At 35.0% G+C, this 26,289-nt stretch carries 15 protein-coding genes; 5 read left to right on the forward strand and 10 right to left on the reverse strand.

What is annotated here, in order from left to right; genetic code table 11:
* Nucleotides 1-301: 301 nt before the first annotated feature.
* The 8 genes from ALGA_RS11545 to miaB form a co-directional block, all read right to left on the reverse strand.
* Complete coding sequence (locus ALGA_RS11545; protein WP_096429444.1) at nucleotides 302-8,020, reverse strand: T9SS type A sorting domain-containing protein; 7,719 nt, start codon at nucleotides 8,018-8,020, stop codon at nucleotides 302-304.
* Between the two features lie 341 nt (nucleotides 8,021-8,361).
* Nucleotides 8,362-8,529 (reverse strand): hypothetical protein, encoded by a 168-nt coding sequence (locus tag ALGA_RS22965; RefSeq protein ID WP_153244848.1) that lies wholly within the window; start codon nucleotides 8,527-8,529, stop codon nucleotides 8,362-8,364.
* 242 nt (nucleotides 8,530-8,771) lie between these two features.
* Entirely contained in the window at nucleotides 8,772-9,248 is a 477-nt protein-coding gene (locus ALGA_RS11555) for a hypothetical protein (RefSeq protein WP_096429446.1), read from the reverse strand.
* 467 nt (nucleotides 9,249-9,715) lie between these two features.
* On the reverse strand, nucleotides 9,716-10,297 hold the full coding sequence (locus ALGA_RS11560; RefSeq protein ID WP_096429447.1) for a HutD/Ves family protein: 582 nt from the start codon (nucleotides 10,295-10,297) through the stop codon (nucleotides 9,716-9,718).
* Nucleotides 10,298-10,433: 136 nt separating this feature from the next.
* The gene (locus tag ALGA_RS11565; RefSeq protein ID WP_096429448.1) at nucleotides 10,434-12,854 is read right to left on the reverse strand and encodes an alpha/beta hydrolase family protein; all 2,421 of its coding nucleotides are present in this window, start codon (nucleotides 12,852-12,854) and stop codon (nucleotides 10,434-10,436) included.
* A gap of 532 nt (nucleotides 12,855-13,386) precedes the next feature.
* The gene (locus ALGA_RS11570) at nucleotides 13,387-16,635 is read right to left on the reverse strand and encodes a S41 family peptidase (protein ID WP_197705553.1); all 3,249 of its coding nucleotides are present in this window, start codon (nucleotides 16,633-16,635) and stop codon (nucleotides 13,387-13,389) included.
* Between the two features lie 224 nt (nucleotides 16,636-16,859).
* Nucleotides 16,860-17,378: a GNAT family N-acetyltransferase gene (locus tag ALGA_RS11575; protein ID WP_096433602.1), complete on the reverse strand. Its 519-nt coding sequence runs from the start codon at nucleotides 17,376-17,378 to the stop codon at nucleotides 16,860-16,862.
* Nucleotides 17,379-17,478: 100 nt separating this feature from the next.
* A complete protein-coding gene (gene miaB / locus ALGA_RS11580) occupies nucleotides 17,479-18,810 on the reverse strand; it encodes a tRNA (N6-isopentenyl adenosine(37)-C2)-methylthiotransferase MiaB (RefSeq protein ID WP_096429449.1) in 1,332 nt (443 codons plus the stop codon).
* A gap of 428 nt (nucleotides 18,811-19,238) precedes the next feature.
* Between miaB and ALGA_RS11585 the strand changes: the two genes are divergently transcribed.
* The 3 genes from ALGA_RS11585 to ALGA_RS11595 all read left to right on the forward strand — a co-directional run bounded on the left by ALGA_RS11585 (nucleotide 19,239) and on the right by ALGA_RS11595 (nucleotide 22,583).
* Nucleotides 19,239-20,072 (forward strand): universal stress protein, encoded by an 834-nt coding sequence (locus ALGA_RS11585; RefSeq protein ID WP_096429450.1) that lies wholly within the window; start codon nucleotides 19,239-19,241, stop codon nucleotides 20,070-20,072.
* Between the two features lie 83 nt (nucleotides 20,073-20,155).
* Nucleotides 20,156-20,659 carry a hypothetical protein gene (locus ALGA_RS11590; RefSeq protein ID WP_096429451.1) on the forward strand — a complete coding sequence of 168 codons (504 nt, stop codon included), beginning with the start codon at nucleotides 20,156-20,158 and terminating at the stop codon, nucleotides 20,657-20,659.
* A gap of 22 nt (nucleotides 20,660-20,681) precedes the next feature.
* Nucleotides 20,682-22,583 (forward strand): amidophosphoribosyltransferase, encoded by a 1,902-nt coding sequence (locus ALGA_RS11595; protein WP_096429452.1) that lies wholly within the window; start codon nucleotides 20,682-20,684, stop codon nucleotides 22,581-22,583.
* Between the two features lie 98 nt (nucleotides 22,584-22,681).
* Here ALGA_RS11595 and ALGA_RS11600 read toward each other — a convergent pair whose 3' ends face one another.
* Together ALGA_RS11600 and ALGA_RS11605 are read right to left on the reverse strand one after the other, a co-directional pair.
* On the reverse strand, nucleotides 22,682-23,659 hold the full coding sequence (locus tag ALGA_RS11600) for a GNAT family N-acetyltransferase (protein WP_096429453.1): 978 nt from the start codon (nucleotides 23,657-23,659) through the stop codon (nucleotides 22,682-22,684).
* Between the two features lie 160 nt (nucleotides 23,660-23,819).
* Entirely contained in the window at nucleotides 23,820-24,656 is an 837-nt protein-coding gene (locus tag ALGA_RS11605) for a 1-acyl-sn-glycerol-3-phosphate acyltransferase (protein WP_096429454.1), read from the reverse strand.
* Nucleotides 24,657-24,861: 205 nt separating this feature from the next.
* On the opposite strand from ALGA_RS11605, the gene ALGA_RS11610 reads away from it, so the two are divergent.
* Together ALGA_RS11610 and rsmH are read left to right on the forward strand one after the other, a co-directional pair.
* Nucleotides 24,862-25,323 carry a division/cell wall cluster transcriptional repressor MraZ gene (locus ALGA_RS11610; RefSeq protein ID WP_096429455.1) on the forward strand — a complete coding sequence of 154 codons (462 nt, stop codon included), beginning with the start codon at nucleotides 24,862-24,864 and terminating at the stop codon, nucleotides 25,321-25,323.
* 57 nt (nucleotides 25,324-25,380) lie between these two features.
* The gene (gene rsmH, locus ALGA_RS11615; protein WP_096429456.1) at nucleotides 25,381-26,286 is read left to right on the forward strand and encodes a 16S rRNA (cytosine(1402)-N(4))-methyltransferase RsmH; all 906 of its coding nucleotides are present in this window, start codon (nucleotides 25,381-25,383) and stop codon (nucleotides 26,284-26,286) included.
* The last annotated feature ends 3 nt before the right edge of the window (nucleotides 26,287-26,289 follow it).

Below are 26,289 nucleotides of genomic sequence, written 5' to 3' on the forward strand. Positions count from 1 at the left end.
ACTTGGAGTAGGCGTTAAAAAGATGTGAAAAGTGTTTTGTAGGATTTGGCTTTTTGATACCAACTCTATCAGGTTCTTCGACCCTCGATAGCTATCGGGGCTGACAGGTTTTCACCAGATTCGGTTTGAAACCTGACGGAGTCTTTAGACCCGTCAGAGTTTAAATTTTTGTAGCCACCGATTTTTATTCCGATTTTATTCTAAAGGAATCATTGCTGATGGCATGCTGTTTTGATTACTTATTAAACCCGACAGGTTTAAGTACATGATGTAAATAAACCTGTCGGGTTTTAAAACTTATTTAATTCTTCAATATTTTATAGCTCACTACACCACTTTCCGATTGAATTTTCAGGATGTACATGCCGCTTTTAAAATCAGAAATATTCAAGTGTTCTGAATTGGAGAAACTTTTCTGTTGAAGCCTGATTTGACCTTTTAGATCGTAAATGTAAATCATCCGATCTTCGTTCTTGTCAAAGCTGATATTCAAATCGGTGATTACCGGATTCGGATATATTTGAATTGAACTTTTTAAAACATCATTAATTCCTGTTGCAATATCAACAGTGATTTCAATTTTAGCTTCAGTAGGTTTGTACTCATCATTTCCTGCTTGATTGGCTTTAATTATAACCGTTCCTTCTTTGTTAAAAGTGATTGTCTTTCCATCAATGCTGGCATCACCAGAAACCAATTCAAATGTTACCTCAAGCCCTGACGTTGCAGTAGCACTTAGTTCTATAACGTCATTTGCTTTAACGGGATTCGGAACATTTCCGAATGTGATTTCTTGCATATGGCGAAATATTTGTATTTCGCTTGTAGTAACAACAATGTCAGGGAATTCTTCATTTGTCATTTCACAATGATACATTCCGGTTTTTAAGAATTTAAATACTCCAGGTTTAACTACTTCAAGAGTACTTTCATCTATTGCTGTCATTCCATAATCAGTTGTCCATGTAAAAGTTGTTTCTTTTTCATTAAACAAAGCTTCCGCAGAGAAATCAATTTCGTTCTCAAGTTCTTCAACTAGCCCTTTAAAAACATCAAATTGTCTTGATAAATAATCTGGTGAGTATTTTTCTATTACTACAAGTACAGGATTTATTGCTTTTATCTTATTTAACTCTGAAAGAGGTAAATGGTTTTGATCAATATTTAATTCGATCAATTGTGAGTTACTTTCGGTCAGCGATAATTTGTTTAGATCGTTATAGGAACAATTAAGGTTCTCTAATTTTTTATTTGATCTTATATCAAGATCATCTATTTCATTCGCCGAACAGTCTAGATCCGTAAGCTCAGTGCAATTACTTATATCGAAGATGATTAATAAATTGCCAGAACAGTTTATGCTTTCTAGCTTGTTAGGAAGATTTATATATTGAAGCTGATTCCCTGAACAATCCAATTCTTCCAACTCATTGTTATTTTCAATATAAAGACTGGCTAATTTATTATCCTGACATTTCAATACTTTCAAATTGAGAAAATATTCTATTCCTTGAAGATTAGCAATGCCTTTACCGCTAACATCTAGTTCGCTCTTGTAAATCATTGCCTCATATTCTGTAATTTCACTATTGCCATCGATATTGATTAGAGAATTCTCGATTAGTGCATTTTTGAAATTGGTATCAGGAATATCAATATTGCCGTTGTTGTAAGTAGTAATGTTGTTTGTCGTAAGAGTTAAATCAGGAAAACTTTCATTTGTCATTCTACATTCGTAAATCCCTTCTTTTAGAAAATTAAAAATCCCCTTATTTTCTTCTGCAATATATTCATTGCTTACTTCTTCACCTTTGTTGTTAAACCAAGTGAATGTAGTTTCATTTCCACCAATCGTAACTTCTGATGAATAATCAACTTGATAATTTACTTTTTCTTCAATGGAAGAAAAAAGGCGCTTGTCTGAGGAATAATTTAGTTCTGGATAATGCTCCTTTATTTTTTGTAATTCTGAAAAAGGGAATTTATTGGAGGAACATTCAAGGTATGTAATTTCACTATTTTCAGTTAGATTTAATCTTGTTAATTGATTGTTATCAATTCGTAAAGACTTTAAATTGAAAAAGTATTCTATTCCCGTTGGGTCAGATATATTTTGATCTCGCAAATTTAGGTCTGTAATTACCGCAGCTTCAAATTCCGAAATTTCGCTATCTCCGTTGGCATTAATAGAAGTGTTGTCTACCAATACCTTTTTGAAATTAGGATCAAGAAATAGAATGTTTTTGTGATTGTCAATAATGATGTCATGTGTGTTTAGCTTTGTGTCAGGTATGCTTTCATTGGTCATTTCACAATAGTATCGACCAGATTTGTTGAACTTGAATATACCGTCAGAAACCTCAGAAACTAAAACATCACCAATTACTTTATCGTCTGATGCATACCAAGAGAATATTGTTTTGATACCATCAATAATGGCTTCTTTTGAATAATCCACTTCAAATCCTTCGGATTCTTCAAGTGTTTGAAATAGTTTCTTATTTGTAAAATAAGTGAATTCCGAATGAGATTTTTTTATTTTTATTAACTCGGAAAATGGTAAAACGTTATGATAGAAACTTGTATTGGTTAGTTTACAATTAGGGTGAATGTTAATTGTCTTTAATTCATTATCAGAACACCATAGTATTTCTATTTTTTGATTATTTCGGAGGTCTAGACTCGTAAATTTATTGTTGTAACAAAATAATCTATTGATGTTGGTGTTTGCGTTTATATCTATGGTAGTTAGTTGGTTATTTGCAAAATCTAAATCTATTAAATTAATATTTTTGCTAAGATTTAGGTTGGATAACTGATTTTCTCGGCAAGATAAATTCTTAAGGTTTATATTATTGCTTAAATCCAAACTTGTGATTTTATTTTCATCACAATCTAGTTTTGTCAGTTGAGTGTTTGCGCTGACATTCAAATTGCTTAATTGATTTGTGTAACAATTTAATTCTGTGATGTTGAAAAAATATTCGAGCCCAGTTAAATCAGATATTTCTAAGTTGCTAACACTTATACTTCCAGTAAAAGCCTCTGCCTCACTTTCCGAAATTTCAGCATCACCATTGGTGTTAATTTCAGTATTATCAACCAATGCTTTTTTAAAGTTGGCATCAGGGATATTAATAAAAACAGGCTGAGAAATAGTAATTTTATTTGTTTTAAGTGTTAACCCTGGAAAGCTTGCGTTAGTCATTTCGCAATAGTAAGTTCCTTCTTTTAAGAATTTAAACACTCCTGTATTTTCCTCAATAATATCTTCATTCGTAGTTGCTTCTCCGTAGCCTTTATACCAAATAAAGTTTGTGTTATTACCATCGATTAATACTTCCGATGAATAATCTATTATAAATCCTATCTTTTTGTTCTGTTCCGAAAATATTTTCTTCGATTGTCCATAGGCAAGCTCAGAATATTTTTGTTTGATTTTAAATAATTCTGAAAAGGGAAACTTATTTGTATGGCAATACAGGTTTATGATATTTGAACTCAATTCTAAACTGGACAAATCATTGTAAAAGCAATTAAGATCTGTCAGTTTTGTATTATTCTTTAGATCTAAATTTGTCAATTGGTTACTAGCACAATTTAAACTAGTCAGTTCATTGTTGTTGCCGAGATACAAATTTGTTAGTTGATTACCTGAGCATTCTAGTTTTGTGATATTAGTGAAGTGTTCTATTCCTGTCAAATCTGAGATGTCTGAGCTATTCACATTTATCTCATCAATAAAGGAAGATGCCTCTTGCTCAGTAATTTCACTATCACCATTGGTGTTAATCTCAGTATTCTCTATCAATGCTTTTTTGAAATTAGCATCGGGAATATTAACAGGATCATTACTGTAGATATTGATATTCTCTGTTTTTAGTTCGGAAGTGGTGAGTGTCGCATTTGCCATTGTACAATAGTAAGTTCCTCTCTGTAAAAATTCGAAAATACGTTTCGTATCTGTTTCTTTCACAAAAGACTCATCAACCGTTTCATCAGAACTATTGTGCCAGCTAAATGTTGTGTTAGTAGAATTGAATATTTGTTCTGTAGAATAATCAATACTGTAGCTAACTTCTTTGGTAAGTGGTTCGAATATTGTTTGATCCGAAGTGTAAACAAGGTCTGTAAAATGAGTTTTTATTTTGTTGATTTCGGAAAGAGGAAACTGATTATCATTGCATCTTAACTCAGTTAAAGCCGTATTCTTGCTAAGATCTAAGGAGTTGATTTTGTTATTGTGACAAGATAAAATTGTTAAGGCAGTATTTTTGCTAAGATCTAATGTCTTGAGTTGATTTTCGGAGCAACCTAAAGTAGTTAAGGCAGTATTTTTGCTAAGATCTAAAGTGTTGATTAGATTAGTAGAGCAATATAAAGTATTTAAAGCCATATTTTGGCTCAGATCTAAAGCCGTAAGTTGGTTAGATATACAATATAATTCAGTTAAAGCTATATTTTTGCTAACATCTAATGAGCTGAGTTGGTTTTTAACACAAGAGAAACGAGTTAAAGCTGTATTATTGCTAACATCTAATGTGACGAATGGGTTATTACCACAAACTAATTCAGTTAAAGTTGTATTTTTGCTAATATCTAATTGGGTGAGTTGATTCTGTAGGCAAGATAAAGAAGTTAAAGCCGTATTTTGGCTAGTCTCTAATGTGCTGAGTTGGTTTCCGCCACATTTTAAGGTAGTTAAAGCCTTGGTTTGGCTTACGTCTATGATTTTAAGTTGGTTGCTAGAGCAGTCTAAACTCGTAATATTCGTAAAATATTCTATTCCAGTCAGATCAGATATGCTCTTGCTCAGTAGATTTATTTCTCCTGTAAAAGCCATCGCCTCAGCTTCAGAAATCTCACCATCTCCATCGGTATTAATTGCTGTATTGTCGATCAATGCTTTTTTAAAATTGGCATCGGGAATGTTGATAATAGGGCCAGCTTTAATGGTAATGAATTCTGCGATTAATTCTGTATTTGGGAAAGTTGTATTAGTTAATTTACAATAATATGTTCCTAATTTTAGTGGTTTATATATTCCATTTTTTGTTTTACTTACAACAGTTTCATCAAGTATATTATTATTGCTATCGTACCATGTAAAAATAGTTTCTTTTCCATCTATTAGTGCTTCGCTTGAATAATCAATCTTAAATCCAATAGTCTCCTCAATAGCAGAAAATATTTTTTTGGTTGATGTGTAGCTAAGTTTTGAATAGTAAGTCTTGATTTTTAGTAATTCAGAAAGAGGGAAGAGGTTGTTATTGCAATTAAGATCTGTAATTAGTGTATTCTGGTTCAGATCTAGACTACTTATGTCATTGTCGCTTATATTTAACGTTTTAAAACGGCAAAAATATTCAATTCCTGTAAGGTCAGAAATATTCTTATTACTCAAAAGTAGGCTTGTAGTTAGTGCTGCTTCAAACTCTGAAATTTCTTCATCTCCATTAGTGTTGATCAAAGAATTCTCTATTAATTCTTTTTTAAAGTTGGCATCAGTAAACACTATTGCTTTATTGTTGTTGATAGTAATGTATTCTGTCGTTAGTCTTATCTCAGGAAAAGTCTCATTGGTCATCATACAATAGTAGATGCCTGGTTTAATAAATTTATATATTCCAGCTCCTTCTTTACTTACAGAAGTTTCATTAACTAAATTATTATTGATATCGTACCATGTAAAAACAGTTTCTTTTCCATCTATTATGGTTTCGACAGAATAGTCTATCTGATAACCGTCAGATTCTTCAATTTTTGAAAATATTTTTTTTGGATAACTATAACTTAGATCGGTATAGTTATTTTGAATTTTTTGTAATTCTGAAAACGGGAATTGATTGTGATAGCACTCTAGTTTTTTAAGTGTCGTATTTTGGTTCAAATCTAAACTACTTAGTTGATTACTATAACAAATAAGTTCTAGAATTATTGTATTCTTACTTAGATCTAAAGTGTTAATTAAGTTGTCGTTACAAGTTAAATATCTTAAAGATGTGTTTGTGCTAACATCTAATGATTTTAATTGATTATTTTGGCAGCTAAGCGTGTTAAGTTTTGTGTTTTGAGCCAGATCTAAACTGCTTAATTGATTGCCGTTGCAATAAAGACGTGTTATCTTGGTATTCTGTGTCGTATTTAAACTACTTAATTGATTGTTGCGACAATCAAGGGCTGTAATGTTGATAAAATATTCGATTCCTTTTAGGTTAGAAATTTCAAGATTAGAAACTACTAAACCTATTTTATAATCTGCCGCTTCACATTCCGAAATCTCACTATTTTTATCGTAATTAATTCTAGTATTTTCAACCAATGCTTTTTTGAAGTTGGCATCGGGAAATTCGATTACTTTATTTTTGTTGATATAAACGGATTCCATTGTAAGCTCTAATCCAGGGAAAATTGCATTCGTCATTTTGCAGTGATAACTACCTGCTTCAGTGAATTTATAAATTCCAGTTCCTATTTTACTTATAACAGTTTCATCCATTTCATCTCTATTATTATCATACCATGTAATAATAGTTTCTGTGCCATTTAAAATAGCTTCGCTTGAATAATCTAACTCAAAACCATCAGATTCCTCTAAAGGTGAAAATATTCTTCCTGAACTCGTATAGTTAGCAATGGATTGATAATTATTAAGAATTAATAATTCGGAGAATGGGAATAAATTGCGGTCGTAATCAAGATAAGAAATAATTGTATTCGGATTCAGATTTACACTAGTCAATTGATTCGATTCGCACGAAAGACTTGTAATTGCCGGATTTTGAGTTAGGTCTAAATTAGTTAGTTGATTGTGAGAACATACCAGTCTTCTGATATGCGGATTCTTGCTCAGGTCTAAATTATTTAATTTGTTTTGGCTACAATCCAATTCCTTAATTTTAATGAAATATTCAAATCCAACTAAATTTGATATTCCAAGGCTTCTAACATCGATTTCCCCCGTAAAAGCCGCCGCCTCACTTTCCGAAATCTCCCCGTCGCCATCGGTATTAATTTTAGTATTCTCAACCAATGCCTTTTTAAAATTGGCATCGGAAATTTGTATAATTGCATTATAGTTAATATAAACAGATTCTGTTGTAAGTTCGTTGTTAGGGAACTTGCTATTAGTCATCTTACAATAATATATTCCTTTCTCCTGAAATTTATAAACTCCCGTTCGTGTTTTACTTATAAAAGTTTCTTCAACTACATTATTATTGACGTCGTACCAGGTGAAAACAGTTTCTGTTCCATCTATTAAAGCTTCTGATGAATAATCTATTTCAAAACCACTAGATTCCTTAATAGGTGAAAATATCTTTTTAGTAGATGTATAGTTGAGATCTGTATAATGATTTTTAATTTTTATCAATTCAGATAATGAAAATTTATTATTGTCACACTCAATTGAAATAAGGCTATTTTCACTAAATTCTAGTTCAGAAATATTGTTAGATTCACAGTTTAAACTTTTAATAATAGTATTATTACTTATATCTAGTTTAGAAATATTGTTAGATTCACAATTTAGTTCATCAAGTTTAGTATTATTACTTACATCTAAATTGGTTAGATCATTATAAGAACATCTTATTGATTCGAGATTCGAGTTTTTACTAATATCTAAATTTGAAATGTCATTGTATGCACAGTCTAAATCAATAATTTCCGCATTAAGTGTTATGTCCTTTAATTTATTCCCATAACAATTCAAATATTTGAGTTTTTTGTTGTTTGTAATGTCTAAATCAATGAGGTTGTTGCCACTGCAATGTAAACCGGTAGCATTAATGAAATATTCAATTCCTGTTAAATCTGAAATTTTAAGTTCAGCTATATTGATTGATCCTGTAAAAGCTACCGCCTCACTTTCCGAAATTTCTCCATCACCATCGGTATTAATTGCAGTTCTATCAACTAAAGCTTTTTTAAAATTAGCATCTGGAATGTTTATGTTTTGAGCGCTTAGTGTGATAGACGCAAACAAGAAGAATAAAAGAGTAAAGTTTTTAATCATAGTATAGGTATTAAGAGGTAAGAATCAGCTTATTTGTTTATTGTTTGTTTTGAGGATTTATTTAATGTAATTATTTATACTCAAGGGTGTATTGCCTTGTTTACATGCTTTACGTGTTTAATAAATATTTAACAAAGCATAAATGTAGAAAATATATTGAATGATTATTTGTTGTTTGTTATGAGTCATAAAAATGATTGTTTCTATATTTTCATGTAACGAAGGCTAACTGGGGGGTAGCAGAGGATTGAAAACCAGAAATTATTTTATGTTTGCTCTTATTTAGATTTAGAATTCGTAATAATTGCTTCTGGTTTGGTTTTGCACCACCGCACGAAACCTTAGTTTGGAAGCGTTTTACGGAACAGATAGCCTTTAGCATCAACCAAAGGTCCTGCAAGATCTCTGCAAGTTCCTCTTCGGGCTAAATTACATCTTCCAGGATCAAGTTCTGGTTCTCGAAGATCTCGGGGAGGTCTTTTAGGATGTGAAAAATATCCTCGAGTCACTGATTTTGATCTTCGAGGAGGTCAAAAATATCCTGAAGGACCTGAAAGTAGTCTTCGAAGATGTAAAAGAGATCTCTTAATAGCTTGGGAAGGTACCCCTTGGGGGTTGCAAGCTACCCTTTGGGGGTCGAGACCCCCAAAATCAGCTTTGTTTTGGGTCGCATAAAAAAGAATCCCTCGAAGAGTGTTTGCAAAACTCATGAGGGATTCGAAATCAAATTAAACAGTTATCAAGAAAAATCTTAGTCTGCAACTTCTTTACTTTTTCGGTGGTTTGGGTACTGTTGTTTTAAATCATCGTAGATTGGCTTGGCGCTTGGTACGTTATCCTTAGCGGCTTGTCTAACATTGTTGTAATAGGTTAGCGATTGGCGGTATGCTTCATTGCCGCATTGTGCGATGGTATCGTTTAGCAAACTGCCCAATTCGGCTAGCTGCGAATTGTATGGCGCCAATGCATTCCAACTTCGTAAATCAATTTCCCATTCCGATTGATTTAAATAACTAGGCATAAATTCCGGATTCTGTTTCGAGAACATCAGGTTTTTATTTACAAAACTAAGCGACTTGTCGCCAAGTATCAGCATGGATTGCTTCTCAGATGGGGTCAAACTCATTAGAACAGGACCTAATGTATCTTTTAACGATTTTATTGCCGCTTCAATTGTGGCCTTTTGCTCATCCGTAAATTGAATGTTTACTTTGTGGTCAGCACTCATAAATTGTTTTTTAAATTAATAATACATTAATGGTTTGTGAAATTACAAATACAATTAAAGTTAAACAGATGATTTATAATTAGCAATGTGCTAATGAACAAAAAAAACCGGAATGTTATAAGTCCCACTAAAAACAAGGGATTCTTATTCTGATTACCATGTTAAATAGAATTAATTTAAATAATAATGCTATTTTGAAATTAAATAGTCCAGTTGCCTGTCAATGAATAGTTTACAATCAATAATAGCATTATACTTATTGAGTTTGTTGGGATTCCGTATTTCTGGGAAGCTTTTGCGGATCAATTGCAATCGGGATTATAAAGAAAAAGGAGCTCGTTACAGACAGACTCCCTTCCGGTTAACTATAATGCACTTCTACTACATCATTGCCTTACAATTCTGTTGCTAATAGCCTCCTTGTTGTGAAAAATTCCGGAGTCGGTTTCTGAACTAAGCATGTTCGCTTAAAGAATAATTTCCGAGAGGATCACCTCACTATCTTTACTTCCGCTTAGCTTCAGGTTTAAGCTGTCAAATTGAGTAATCACCAGCAGATTTCCTTGTTGCAGCTGATGAATTTCTTGATTGGTAGTTAGACTGATTTCTCCCGAGAAAACATATAAAATGAGATAATCTGCTTTCCCGTCAATGCTGATAGTTGTTGCTTTGTTCTTTTCAATAGAGAGTGCCAATATCTCTCCTGATGCCGTGCCGCGTGTCATCAAATTAAAGTCGATGCATTTCCCAACCGATGAGGTTTTCCACCCTCCTTCAAAGCTGTCTGTATCGAATTTCCTAAGCTTTTTGCGGTAACGGTTTTCGTGAATGATCTCAATAGCGCCATCTAAAATCATTATTTTTCGCGACACCTCGGGTAGGGAAGTGAAATCTGATTCTTCAACTTCAACCGTAGCTGTGCTTAGTCTAAAATCAAAATCCCGTCGCTGATAATCAGATGTTGGCGGATATATGAAAAGTTGAGTGCTTGTTCCGCCCGACCAGTTAATTGTTTTGAAGTCTGCAGCTTTACTAATTTCGAAGTTCATGGAATGGCTTGTGTCGTTGTGTTTGAAAATCAAAATTACAAAACACAAGTGAGATTCAGAGTGTGGTATTTAATTTAAAAAGAAAAGGGAATCCATCTTTACTAATGGACTCCCTTCTTGTGTTATCGTGATTAGCTTATTCTGCTTTTCGATTTTTAACGTATTTATCAAGCCACTGATCTTGTTCCCACAACATGTGAAGGATACTCTCTTTGGCTCTGTAGCCATGACTTTCTTTAGGGAAAATCACCAATCGAACATTAGCTCCCAATCCTTTTAGAGCGTTAAAATATCGCTCACTTTGCATTGGGTAAGTTCCTGAATTGTTGTCAGCCTCACCGTGAATTAAGAGCAAAGGAGTTTTCATTTTATCGGCATGCATAAAAGGCGACATCTTGTAGTATACCTCAGGACTATCCCAATAAGAGCGTTCTTCACTTTGAAATCCGAAAGGTGTTAGTGTTCGGTTGTAAGCCCCGCTTCGCGCAATACCAGCAGCAAATAAATCTGAATGACTTAGTAAATTAGCTACCATAAAAGCGCCGTAACTGTGACCGCCTACAGCTACTTTATTTCTATCGATATAACCTAAAGCATCAACAGCATCAATTGCTGCTTTTGCATTTGAAACCAGCTGTTTACGGAATGAATCGTTTGGCTCTGTTTCACCTTCTCCAACAATAGGGAATGATGCATCATCTAAAACAACATAGCCTTTAGTTACCCAGTAAATCGGGGATGCCCAGTAAGGATAGGTAAACTCATTTGGATTTTGAGTGTTTTGGGAAGCACTTGCTTTGTCCTTAAATTCTTCAGGATAAGCCCACAAAATCATTGGCATTTTTTCTTTTTTGTTTGCATCATATCCTACAGGAAGATACAAAGTTCCGGATAGCTCCAGTCCATCTTCTCGCTTGTAGCTTAGAACCTCTTTATGCACGTTTTGAATGCTTTTAAAAGGATTCTCGAAGCTGGTGAGCTGCTTTAATTTTGCTTTGTCGATATCTCTAAAATAATAATTGGGATATTCGGTTTTAGATTCAATACGCACCAATAACTCTTTGTTTACAGGATCAAAATCTTGAATATCTTCAATTTTTTCTTCGTAAGTAGATTGATACAAACGTTCGGTTTTTTCAGTCTTTAAATTTAACTGATCAACAAAAGGATACTGTCCTTTTTCTGAGTAACCATCACCAATTAAGAAGGCATTATCACCTTCTAAAGCCAGTACGTAGTTTCCGAATTTATTTCTTTTGTGCACAAAGTTTCCCGGATCATTGTATTTGTCCTGATAGTTGCGGTCCGAAATTATTTTGGCTTTTTGGCTGGCATCCGAAGGGTTGAATACATAAGCTTTTGTGTTTCTTGAGTTCCACCAATAATCCATGGCAATTGCCATGTTGTCGTTGGCCCAATCAATAGTATAGAATCGATTGATCGTTTTTAGAATACTTTTTGGAGTGCCATTAAAAGGAGCTTCCAGTTCAAATACTTCATCTCTAAAATCCACTTTTATTTCGGGATCTCCACCATCCAGGGCTTCAGCATAAATGAGAGTGGCAGGTTTGTCATCGCGCCAATTCAAATTTCTTCTTCCGGTTCTTATTGCCATAAATCCTTTTGGCAGTTCTTCAATCAAAGGCACCTCCAAAACTGTTTGCACCATTTCGCCTTTGCTCGAATAAATGGTGGTTTTAAAGGGAAATCTTGAGTAGGGCACTAAATAGGAAAATGGTTTTTCAACAGTAGTCAGCATTACATATTTTCCATCAGGAGAGAAGCTAATACTTCCAAACATTGCTGCTCCTAACCATTTCGCTTTATCTCCGTTAAGGGATATCTTGTAAAGATCAGAGAGAGCCAATTGCTCAAAATTGTATTCGTCATTCTTGTTTTTCAATAAATCCTGATAGGTTCTGTTTTGAGCTTTACTGCCTTCGTTAACCGATATTGTTGGTCCTGTTGGAATGCTGTTTTCTGTATCGATGAGTTCTTTTTTGTCTTCAGAAATCATTTTTACCAATAAGGATTTACTGTCTTCGAACCAATTAATTACATCCCCCATATTGGCATTAATCTTGGCTTCGGTTAGTTTTGTAACGACAGCTTTTTTAAGATCCAAAACCCAAATCTCCACACCTGTTTGGCTCGTATGAGTAAAAGCGATTTTTTTCTGATCGGGTGACCATTTGAAATTAGCCAAACGAGGATTTTCCGGTAATCCGGTTACGGGTTTCGGACTCGCATTTGTTTCCTTTAAGTTGATTAATTTCAGATCATTGTAGTAGTTTGTTCTGCTGCCTATATTTGTTTTTGGGTTGATTCGTAAACCACCTAAACGCAATTCAATTTCAGAAAGTTCGGCAATGGTTTTGTACGAATCACGATATCGTAAAACCATAAAATCTTTACTTTCATCAATAAGTACCGATGGGGCAACCTTCACATCAACCAAATCTAAAATCTCTGATGAAGGCTTCTGATAGCTTATGTTCTCCTGAGCATTTGCACTTGAAATGCCGAGGAGTAAAGCCAGATAAATGAATCGTTTCATAATAAAATTTTTATTTTCTGTGAATTTTTATGTGTTTAGTAATTTGTTTGTTTTTGCTGAAAATCAATAGTTTATTAAGTTAATGATAAAATAGGAATGTTAGTAGGTTGATTGTTGTAAAATGTGTCAAGAGAATTTTTCAGGTTGCTGTAAACAAAAAACCGAAAATAACAAGAACCCCTGTTCTGTGTAATTTCCGGCAAATTATGTCTGTTCATGTCTTGAAAAAAGTAGGTGGATAGACCCCTGTAATTCCTTTTGTCAAGTGGTTATTAAAAGGGGATGGAAATATCTCTTGTGATTTTTTCTGTATTGTTTTCCAGGAAAAACCTTATCAGTAAAATGAGAACGAAACCCAATTCATTTGAGGTGATCAAAGGAGGGATGAGCTTCGTCTCATTTACACTTAATCGTCCAATTTCTGTTGTTGCTGTTATGCTGTAAAGATTTTAATCCATGTGCTTTTTTGATACCTGCAGAACACTTCTTCACATCGAAGAAGTGTTCCTTGCAGGATCATTGATTTCACAGACTATTTTCCATCAATTTCTTGTAGCAAATATTCAACCGCTTTTTTAAGTTGCTGATCATCACCTTTGGTTACAACTTCATAGTCGTTTGCAACTTTAATATCCGGTTCAATTTGTTGATTTTCGATGTAATGCCCTTTGGTATCTTTTACACCCACCATTGGCATTCCAAAATACAAGGACTGATCTTGCAAAGTTTCCCACCATACTGCAGTCATGGTACCTGGAACCGGCATCCCGATCAGTTTGCCAATTTTTAATGTCTGATATACGTAAGGGAATGCACAAGCATCGGAGTAATTACTTTCACTGATAAGAACAGCCGATGGCTTTTTCCATTTATTCATAGGTTCGGTTCCAAAATCCTGTCCTCTTGGCGATAGGGTAGAGTAAACTTCTCCGCTAAGCAGAGTCGCTAAATCATCATGCAGCCAGCCTCCTCCGTTAAATCTGGTGTCAACAACAATCGCTTCATAAGTAGCATACTTACCTAGCATTTCAGAATACACTTTCCGGTAACTTGGCGAATCCATTCCTTTTACATGAACATATCCAATTCGTCCGTTCGACAAGCGTTCGCATTCTGCCTGACGTTTTTTCACCCAACGTTCGTACAATAGGGTGTTGATGCTCGAAACAGGTTTCACTGTTTCTTCCCAACGTTCCTTCGTGTATGGATTGTAAAGGCTCAGTAATACTTTTTTACCAGCTTTGTGGTTCAATAATGGAAAGTAACTTTCGTTTTTAGGAATCACATTTCCATCAATTTTTTCGATGATAGTACCCGCTTTAATCTTTGAATCGGCCTGATTTAGAGGTCCTTTTTCCAGTACTTCGGCAATTCGCAGACCATCTCCTTCAAAATTCCAATCCAAGAATGCACCCAATTCAGCTGTTTTGTCGGCATTCTTATATTTTGCCCGATAACCAGAGCCTGTATGCGAAGCATTTAACTCGCCCAATAACTCGCTTAGCATTTCTGCAAAATCGTAATTGTTATTGATGTAAGGTAAAAATCGCTTGTATTCACTTTTGTAAAAATCCCAGTCAAGCTGATGCATTTCCGGATCGTAAAATTTTCTTAGCATCGTGCGCCAAACGTGCTCAAAAAGATATTCTCTCTCCTTGGCCTTGTCCAAATACATCTCAGCCGTGTAGCTAATGTCTTTTCGTTTGTTTGTAGCAACATCTACTTTTATAATGCTCTTGCCCGACATTAAAAACAGGTTTTTTGCCTCCTTGTCGAACTGCATAGCGCCACCGCCACCTTTTAAATCAAGAATTTTTTTGGTTTCTTTCTCTTCCAGATCATTCACCCAAAGATCATAGCCATCTTCAAATTTGCTGAGGTAGAATAATTTTTTTCCATCAGGAGTTAAAATCGCATCAGAAAGGTTCGATGGATTGATCGTTAAGCAAACCTGACGATCTTCCATTCCGGAAAATTCAATGTTTAAATCTTCAACTTTGTCTTTCTCTTTTTTATCCTTTTTATCTTTTTTCTTGTCTTTCTCAGCGTCCTTGTCTTCTTCTTTTTTATCTTTTTCAGCTTCTTCTTTTATTTCTTTTTCTTCTTTCGAAAGTTTAAAATCATCGAATGCTTTCTGATTAAAGAATTGAACGTATACATCCGATTGTGAGCCCCAGCTTCCATGACTGCGATATCCTCGCTTGTCGGTAAACCAAATCATCGCATCTCCTTTTAACGACCACTTGGCCTCGGAATCGCTATAGCCACTTTCAGTAAGGTTAATCACCTTCTGATTTCCCTGAGCATCTACCATTGCTGCATCAGGCATAAAAAGGGTATGAGGATAAATATTCACAAGAAACCATTTGCCGTCAGGCGACCAGTCGTAATGCTGATCTCCATCGGAATAAGAGTAGTTCCACTCTTTACCCAAAATAGTTCTAACTTTTTTCGATTCGATATTGATTACTTTAAGGATAACCCGATTTTCAAGAAAAGCAATTTCTTTGCCATCAGGAGAATATTTTGGCTGATAGGTTTCAGCAGGAATTTCTAAAATTGCTTCTTCTTTTAAAAGGGTCGAATTGGAAAACTGAGCTTCATCTTCCCGTGTCATTTTGCTTTGGTACAAATTCCAGCTGCCATTTCTCTCCGAAGCATAAAGCAGTGCTTCATCGTCAGGACTAAAGCTTACCGAGCGTTCCTGTTCCGGAGTGTTGGTAATTCGTTTAGTAGTTCCGTATTCAACCGAAGTCACAAAAACTTCTCCGCGTATAATAAAGGCAACTTGTTTTCCATCAGAAGAAACACTCATCTCAGTAGCGCCACTGCTTAGTTTTTCAAAACTCACTTCATTTTCCTTCCTGTCGGTAGTGATATTTACATTGAGTTTAATTGGATCTTTACCCTCTTCCTGAGTGTAAATTTCTCCGTTCCAGAAATAACAAAGCTTGTCGTTTTCCGAAATACTTAGGAAGCGAACAGGATGTTTGTCGAATGTACTGATTTGAGTGAGTTGGGTTTTATTGCTTACAGGAGCTTTCCAAACATTAAAACTACCCGATTTTTCACTTAAGTAGTAGATCTCATCATTGGCTGAATTAAAAACGGGATACAAATCCTCGCCTTTAAATGTTGAAAATTGACTGTGCGTTTTATTTTGTACGTCATACAAGCAAATATCTCTGGTAACAGCCGAAGTGTGGTGTTTTCTCCAATGATTTTCGTATCCTTTGCTGTCGCGATACAGGATGTAATTCATGTCTTTGCTGTACTTCGCATCCAAAGCAGGAGTTGTGAGTACTTGTGATGTTTTACCACCTTTAGCAGGAACGCTGTATAACTCAGGAAGTACTCCCGATGGAAACATAGCGTTTCTCGAATCATCACTAATTGTTGATGAGAATAAAATATTTTGACCATCCGGAGTAAAACTAGATGGTGTTTCTCCTTTGGAATTAAAGGTAATTCGATTAGGTGCTCCGCCTGTTGCAGGAATAGTGAAAATATCAAAATTCCCATATCGGTCGGATGCGAAAGCAATTGTTTTGCTGTCGGGAGACCAAATTGGTTGATAATCGTATGCTTGGTTACTTGTTAGTGATGTGGCATTGCCACCTTCTGCAGGAATGGTGAATAAATCACCCCCATATTCAAAAACAATAGTTTGACCATTTGGAGAGATTGATGGATAACGGAGCCATTGAGGCGTATCCATAGCGAGAAGACTTTGTGCAAGTGCAACTAAAAACGTGGTGATGAAAAACAGCTTTTTAATCATGCTTTATCGAGTTGTGTTAAAAATTAGGACATAACATTTCCATGAATAATAATATTAATTTCATGATAGTATCATAATTTGTACCAAAGCCAATAAGCAGTTGATTGTGTGTGTGCTGTGCTGAAAGTGCTGTGTTGCAGATAATTATTATTGTTCGGATGTGAACAAAATACTGTTCGTTATCGGACTGTCAGCTGTGGTTGAGTGATTGATTTTGATGTGGTTTAGAGATCTTTATACTCTTTTGGATATGCAACGCATCCAGAAACCGATTTCAAGGAATCCTTTTCCAATTCAAGTGCCATAAAAACATCATCAGTCACTTCAAAAGGACATGTTATTTTGAACTTGGAAGCTGGGGTAAAACCAAATTTGGAATAAAATTCAGGGTGACCTAAAACAATCACTGATTTGTGCCCCAATTTTTTTGCTTTGGCCAATCCATTTTCTAGTAATTGTGAACCAATTCCTAAGCCTTGCAACTCGGGTATTACCGACATAGGTGCCAGCGCCAAAGCTTCAAATGTGTTATCGTCAGCTTTAATTTCAACAGGAAAGAACAGGATGTGACCAACAATTTCATTTCCCATACAAGCAACCAGGGAAAGATCTTTACTGTACTTTTTATTTCTACGTAGCTTCTCTACCAATATTCCTTCAGCTTCCTGACCAAAAGCCATGTCGTTAATCATGGATATTACTTTGTAATCATTCTTATTTTCCGGTCGAATCTTAATTTTCATAAAAGTAAGTTTAGGTTGAAGAAAGTTAGTGAAAATAGCATAAAAAAATCCAACAAATTTGAATGTTTCAATTTTGTTGGATTCTGATATGTCTTGTAATTTATACAGCTTCTCCCACAAGGGTTGCCTTGGTGCAAGTTTTCACAATCACATTTGCGAGATCACCTATTTTGTACTCTTTTTTGGGGAATACGATCACTTTGTTTTGTGAAGTTCTTCCGTACACATCCTGTTCCGATCTCTTTGAAATTCCTTCGATTAAAACTTCGAAAACTTTTCCAATGTCACCTTGATTGTTTTCTAATGATATCTGATTTTGCAGCACAATCATCTCTTCCAATCTTCTTTGCTTTACATCTTCAGGAACATTGTCTGCTAAATTCTTGTAGGCAAATGTTCCCGGGCGTTCTGAATATTTGAACATATAGGCCAAATCGAATTTCGCCCATTTCATTAATTCAATGGTTTGGTTGAAATCTTCTTCGCTTTCGTTATGAAATCCACAGAAAATATCAGATGAAATGCCACATCCGGGAATAATTTTATGAATTGCCTCAATCCTGTTTTTATACCATTCCTGTGTGTATTTTCGGCGCATGTCTTTTAAAACGGAATCACTTCCCGATTGTACCGGCAGGTGAATGAAATTGCAGATATTATCATTTTTGGCGATAACTCTTAGCGTGTCATCACTCATGTCTTTAGGATGCGAGGTTGCGAATCGAATTCTCATGTTCGGTACCGAAATTGCAACCATTTCTAATAACTCTGGGAAGCTGACTTCTGAAATAGAGTTTTTAAAGACAAAGGAATTTACATTCTGTCCCAAAAGGGTAACTTCTTTGTATCCTTTTTCCGATAAATCGTTAACTTCTTGAAGTATACTTTCCGGATTTCGGCTGCGTTCACGTCCTCTGGTATAGGGAACAATACAATAGGTGCAGAAATTGTTGCAACCTCTTGTGATAGAAACAAAGCCTGATATCGAGGTTTCATCAATTCTCGACGGGCAAATATCTTTGTAAGTTTCAGTAAGGGAAAGCTCTACGTTGATCGCTTTTTCTCCGTTCTCGGCTTTTTTTACAAGAAGTGGTAGATCCATATAAGCATCAGGACCAACAATAATGTTAACATTTTTTTCCTGATCAAATAATTTTTCGCCGAGTCGTTCAGCCATGCAACCAATTACACCAATTAATAGTTTTGGGTTTTTTTTCTTTAATTCGCTAAATCCCTGCACTCTTCCTCGAATTCTGGTCTCAGCATTTTCACGAATCGAGCAGGTATTTACTAGAATTACATCAGCTTCTTCGCGGGTTTTGATAATTGTAAAACCATCATGCTCCATTATCGAAGCCACAACTTCACTGTCGGCCACATTCATTTGACAACCATAAGTCTCCAAAAATAATTTCTTGCTGTTATTGCTCATTTCGATGTTTCCCTTATTAAAAAATTTGTGCAAAGTTATATTATCTCAACTGATTGACAAGGAAAGGAGAGCTGATTTAGAATCCGTAAAGAAGAATAAATTTTGTTGGCGTTCTAGTAGGTGAGCTTATGATTATTAATGAAGTGGTTTATAGGTGATTAATTTGTACTTTTAGTAAGAAGCTTAACTGATTTTTATCGAGAGTCAGTTAAAGAGGACATTAGTTTATTTTGGCTTCGAAATTGTGTTTGTTGCTTAATAATTTTGTGTATTTTTATCCCCCAAATAAAGGGTCTGAGAAAGGCTTGATTTATAGGGGGTTTGTGAAAAATAAATCTCTTTCAAATCCTGTTTGGTTATTGTATTATTCAAATTTAGGAATAGTTCTTGCGTTATGGTTATAAAGTGTTAATGTAAAAGTAGACATCATGAAACGTATTTTAGTTCCAGTCGATTTTTCGGGTGATTCACTCAAAGCATTGAGGTTTGGCATCTATTTGTCAAATAAATTGGATTGTCATCTTAGGATGGTTCATGTGCAGAAATCGGAGAAATTCGAAATCCCTTTTCATTTTGAAGAATTGAAGAATGAAATAATACATACAGTACAGGAATATTTTGAAAAATTAATTAAGCTTCATTCTGCTGACTATTGCGTTAGGAATGGAGTTTTTGATTTTAAAATAAGAACAGGAAGTGTTTATCGCGAAATCGTAAATCAAGCGAAATACGGCGATGCATATATGATTCTTATGGGAGCTTATGGTGCTTCAGGCTTCGAAGAGTTTTTTATAGGAAGCAATGCAGTTAAGGTTGTAACTAATTCTACTTGTCCTGTTATAACGGTACAAAAGGAATTTACCAAAGGACAATTGAAAACAATTGTAATGCCTATTGATGCAAGTACCGATACAAGAAAGAAAATCCCATTTGTAAAAGAGATAGCTTCCAGATGTAATGCAAAGGTTCATATTTTAGGCGTTCATGAAACTTCTGATACGAATGTTATTGGGAAGATTGAACATTACATGAAGCAGGGGGAAGACTATCTTAAGGATGCGAATATTGACTACGTGAAGAGCCTTCGTAAAGGAGATAATAATACATATTCAACTCTTGATTATGCTCGTGAAGTAAATGCTGATTTAATTGTAATTATGACGGAACAGGCTGAAAGTTCAATTAATATGTTCTTTGGGTCATATGCTCAGCAAATGATAAATCGTTCTGAAATTCCAATATTGTCTATTCCTAACGATTAAGTTGAAGGACATTGTTAAAATAAAACATACACCTTTAAACCGGAATTAAATTTTGGTTTAAAGGTGTTGATAAACAAAGAAAAATGCAGTACGTTAAAATAGTAATCTTATCCTTTTTTATTTTATCTGGTATCTCATCAAATGCGCAAGATGTTCAGTTTGGTGATGTGGGAAAAAATGATTCATTAGGTAAAGTAAATGTTATTCAGGATGCCCGGATTCTGGAGCTTCTTAAGACTGATGAAATGATAAATTCGAGGGATCCAGGTTTTCCGGGATATCGAATCCAGATTTTTTCAGGCAGAAGTACAGATAGAGAAAAAGCATTTAGGGTTAAGAAAGAATTTAGAGAATTGTTTCCTGACGAAAGGGTTTATGTTGTTTACAAGGCACCCGACTTTAGAGTTACTGTTGGAAATTTTCGAAGTAAGATTGAATCTATTGAGCTTAATAAAGCTTGTCTAAAGTTTTTCCCGAATAGTTATCCGGTAAAGACTTATATTTTATTTTCTGATTTAACACCAATTCAGCAAGAGCTTGATGAGGTTGTTTTGGATGAAGAGAATGAACAACAAAATGCAAACTAAATAACCATTTAAGAAGTTAATAATGAGTGACCAACTAAAGCACGAGTGTGGGATAGCAATGATTCGATTGCTAAAACCTCTTGAGTACTATCAGGAAAAATACGGATCGTGGAGATATGGTATTCAAAAACTCTATCTATTGATGGAAAAACAACACAACAGAGGACAGGAAGGTGCTGGAGCTGTTGGATTGAAATTGGATATGCCTCCTGGGAATACATACATTCATCGTGAGCGTTCATGTAGTGATCAACCAATAAAAGATGTTTTCGATGGCGTGTATAGCGAACTGGCGGCAGCAGAGGCAAAAAATCCTGAGAAGTTTAATGACCCTGCATGGGCCAAGGCAAATTTGCCATTCGCAGGAGAATTGTATTTGGGACATTTGCGATATGGAACTTTTGGACGAAACAGTATTGATTTTGTTCATCCGGTAATGAGAGAAAATAACTGGAAATCGAGAAATCTGGTATTGGCAGGAAACTTTAACCTGACAAATGTTGATGAGCTTTTTAATTTATTGGTTGGTTTGGGTCAATGCCCAAAGAATTATACCGATACGGTTACAATACTGGAAAAAGTTGGCCATTATTTAGATGAGGAAAATCAAATGTTATTCCGTCAGTATAAAAATGATGGTTTGTCTAATCAGGAGATATCACCTCAAATAGAAAGGAATATTGATATAAAGCAAGTACTTTCTAATGCCAGTAGGGATTGGGACGGCGGCTATGCAATTGCAGGCTTGTTCGGTCATGGAGATTCTTTTGCAATGAGAGACCCTTGGGGAATTCGCCCGGCATTTTATTATCACGATGATGAAATTGTGGTGGTTGCTTCGGAAAGACCAGTTATCCAAACAGCTTTAAATGTTAAGGCCGATACCATTAAGGAAATCGATCCAGGGAATGCTTTAATCATTCGTAAAAATGGTGACGTTGCCGAGGTGCCTGTGCGTGTGGCTCAAAAGAGAAGATCATGTTCCTTCGAGAGAATTTATTTTTCCCGGGGAAGCGATAAAGATATTTATAAAGAAAGAAAAAAGCTGGGGCAATTGTTGACTCCTGCCATATTAGAATCTGTTGGTCATGATATGAAAAATACGGTGTTCTCATTTATTCCTAATACTGCGGAGACTTCATTTTATGGAATGATGGAGGGGGTTAGACATCACTTGACGGAACAGAAAAAACAGCAGATTCATGATTTGAATGGAAATTGGACTGAGGAAAAACTTCAGGAAATTATTTCTGTAGAGCCTCGAGTTGAGAAAATTGCCATCAAGGATGCGAAAATGAGAACCTTCATATCGAATGATGAAGGGCGTGACGATTTGGTAGGGCATGTTTATGATGTTACTTATGGAATTGTTAAGAATAAAGAGGATAATCTGGTTGTTATTGATGATTCAATTGTACGAGGAACAACTTTGAAACAAAGTATTTTACGGATTTTAGATCGTCTTCATCCAAAAAAGATCGTGATTGTTTCTTCTGCACCGCAAATTCGTTATCCTGATTGTTATGGAATAGATATGACTCGTATGGGTGAGTTTATTGCTTTTAATGCTGCCATTGCCATGTTGAAAGAGCAGGGTTTGGAGAGTATTATTGATGAGACGTATAAGAAGTGTAAAGCACAGGAGAATTTACCGAAAGAAGAGGTTGTTAATTATGTGAAAGAAATTTACAAGCCTTTTACAGCGGAAGCAATATCAGATAAAATTGCAGTACTATTAACTCCAGAAGTGATGGATGCTGAGGTGAAGATTGTTTATCAAACAATAGAAAATCTTCATATTGCATGTCCTGACAATACGGGTGATTGGTATTTTACCGGTAACTACCCAACACCTGGAGGGAATAAAGTTGTGAATACTTCCTTTATTAACTACTGTGAAGGAAATGACAAGAGGTCTTATTAGAATTAACTTATAAAAAAACAGAAACCCATCTTGTGAAAGATGGGTTTTTTGCTTTTAGGCTTGATAAAAAAGCATCCTTTTCAGAATGCTTTTTGATGTTATTTCTTTTTAAAGAAACTCAATTTTCTTTTTGGAAATTTGATGTGTAGTAAAGAAAGATAAGAAGATGTGTGTCTTTCGACCTTATTGTCATATACATCAGCGATTGTAATCATGATGCCAGTCTCTTCAACATCTCCAAAGTGTGTGTTTACGGCAGTTCCAAAACATTTCATTGTTGGGGATAAGCCCATGTATGCATTGATAAGTGGAGGAACATTTTCTCCATTTCTTCGAACATTTTGAGATAGAACTTTGTAGTTTTCTTCAAATGTATCTTTGCAAAAATCTTTCTCTAACTGCTCTGTGTCCATATTGGTTTGAAGAGGAGTTGTGGGGGTGGCCAATTTGTCCGGATCATTGAACATTTTATTCATAAAATACAGGATGTGATTACGGGCATCTCTGTTGTAGTCCGGATACATGGTTACTTTGCCAACGAAATATTTAATTTCAGGATAATCCACGATTAACGCGCCCAGTCCATCCCATAAATTATCCAAAGCATATAAGCTTTTTCTTCCTTTCTTTATTGATTGATAATCAGGCTGAACAAAAGAACGCCCTAACTCAATAGTATGAGGCATATAGTTCTTCTTGAAATCATCTGAGAAGTTGAAAAGTCTTGATGTTGCCAGATATGTATCACCGTTCTCGTCAACGGGAGCATCTTTGCATAAAATATATCGGTATCCGCCAAGAATTTCTTTGGCTTTAGGATCCCAAACAATTAACTGATGATATGGTTTCTCGTTCAAATCAAAATCATCAATATCGATATCTTTACCTGTACCTCCTCCAGCTTTACGGAAAGAGATTTCGCGTAAACGGCCAACTTCTCGCATTAATTTTGGAGAGTCGTGATGAGTGAAACAGTAGATTTCATTCGATCCCTTGTTGGTCTTGCGTACAAATCTTTCTTCAGTCAGCTCCTTTTCAAGTTCTTCTCGCGGTACAGGGGGAATAATTTCTTTCATCAGTTGGTTTATTGGCTCCTTTGTGAGGATATTATTACTATTATTATTTGGTATTCCTTATAGTTGAAATGATTTTCAAAAACACTATACATTATAGATAATAATGAACAGTGTTGTGGCTAATATTTGATAAAATGAATTGAATCTTAGGTGACAGAATTTATTGATTTGTCAATTTATATGTTTCTTTTTTCATTTTCTCAGCCCATCTATCATACGACATACTTTTGTCAAAGGTTTGGTACGATACTGGTTTGCCTATACTAATTGTAAATTTTTTTCCTCGCTGTTTAAATAATTCGTTCGGCAAATATAACATTTCCAAATTAGATTTTAATCTTAGGAACTTCCTAAGATTTGCAAGATTGTAGAAAAAATTGGAGTTCCTTCCATCAATATGAATAGGCACAATGTCGCGTTTGTATTTTTTAGCCTTAGCAATAAAACTTTTTTTCCACTCCAGGTCTTCAATTTTTCCTTTTTGTTTTCGGGATACTAAGCCTGCCGGAAAGGTGAGCATTGTTGCTTCCGACTGGTAGGCGTCATCTATTATCTTCGCGGTTTCTTTGGCCTGTCCTCCATGTTTGTTTATTGGGACAAAAACGTCTGATAAGTTTTTAATATTCATTAATATATCGTTAACCAGAAATTTGATTTTAGGAAAATATTTGCCAAATATACTGATTAGAATTATTCCATCAGGGCCACCCAATGGATGATTGGATGCGAATATATATCGTCCATCTTGTTTGATATTTTCTAAGCCTTTGATCTCAAAAGTGATGTCCAATTCTTCTAAAACACTATCTGCAAATTCAATGCCTTTCTTTTGATGGCTTCTCGATAAGAAATCATTTAATTCCTCTTGGTGTATGATTCGCTTTAGGTAGCGAATTATAAAACCAGGGAGTAATTTTGATATCTTTTCACTTTTGCTCGCAAAAACTCGCTCAATATCAATTTTTAAATAGCTCTCGGGAGTGTTCTCTTTTTGCATAAAAATTTGTAATCTTTTAATATAGCTTGCAAATATCGCAATTTTCCTGCATTGTTTTAACAGTTTTGTAATATTCTCAAAATAATTGAGGGATAATTAGTTAGGTTGTGTGCGAAAAGTTATCAACAATACAATAAAAGTGGGAAGATGTGGTTGAAAGTGGTGATTTTTTCTCTAATTTTACAATTGTAAATTAATTTTCCCAATGGTAACATTTATAGGTGATTATCCTTGCCGATTAGATTCGAAAGGTCGCGTTTTGCTACCTTCAGCGTTTCGGAAACTCCTGAATGGAGGTTCTGAGAGCCGTTGTGTTTTGCGGAAAAATTTATATGAAAAATGCTTGGATCTGTATTCAATTTCCGAATGGGAGAAGCAAACCGAACTTGTACGGGCAAAGGTAAATCCTTTCAATAAGAAGCATGCAGGTTTCTTAAGAGAGTTTTTTAGAGGTACTGCAGAGGTTTTGATTGATGGGAACGGAAGGATTTTGATTCCGAAGAAGTTTTTTGATTTTGCAGGGTTCTCTAAAGACATAACCTTAGCCGGACAGGATGGGAAAATTGAAATATGGGATACAGAAACTTACGAAAAATCGGCTCTGGGACAAGATGGATTTAGTGATTTGGCAGATGAGATTTTAGGGGGTGATTCAAATAATGTGTAATCGTTGAATATGAGCAATTAGTGTTGTTCCTTTGTGATTCAATAAAAAGATAATAAAATGAGTACGTATCATATTCCAGTTTTACTAGGAGAGAGCATCGAGGGGTTGGATATTAAGCCAGATGGAATTTATGTGGATCTTACCTTTGGTGGCGGAGGTCATTCTCGGGAGATTCTTAAGCATCTTACCACAGGCAAGTTGATTGGTTTTGATCAGGATGTAGATGCTGAAAAAAATGTGCCTGACGATGATCGATTTATATTCGTTCGTCATAATTTCAGATATTTTAAAAATTTCATGAAATATTTAGGCTACCCTAAAGTGGATGGGATTTTGGCTGATCTTGGTGTTTCTTCTCACGAATTTGATGTGGCTGAGCGTGGTTTTTCATTTCGTTTTGATGGTGATTTGGATATGAGAATGAATCAAGATTCAAATTTTACTGCAGCTGATTTATTGAATGAGTATAGCGTTGAAGATCTGTATCGGATCTTTAAATTTTATGGAGAGGTGAAAAATCCGGGCAAGCTTGCTCATCTAGTAGATACTAAACGAAAAGAAATGCCGTTTACAACTATTCAGCATTTTAAAGAAGTGATCGTTCCTTGTACACCTAAGTTTAAAGAACATAAATATTTAGCTCAGGTATTTCAGGCCATTCGAATTGAAGTGAATCAAGAAATGGATGTTTTGAAGGAAATGTTGTTGCAGTCGGCAGATATGTTGAAGCCTGATGGAAGATTGGTTGTGATCACTTATCATTCATTAGAAGATAGATTGGTGAAGAATTTTATTCGTGATGGAAAATTTGACGGCAGCGCTGAGAAAGATTTTTTCGGAAATGTGCAAACGCCGTTAACTGCTATTAATCGGAAGGTTATTGTTCCGGGTGAAAAGGAGATTGAACTAAATGGACGGGCGCGAAGTGCTAAACTTCGAATTGCTCAACCTAAAACAGACTAAGCA

The sequence above is a fragment of the Labilibaculum antarcticum genome (genome assembly GCF_002356295.1).
In the GTDB taxonomy this organism is placed as follows: Bacteria; Bacteroidota; Bacteroidia; order Bacteroidales; family Marinifilaceae; genus Labilibaculum; species Labilibaculum antarcticum.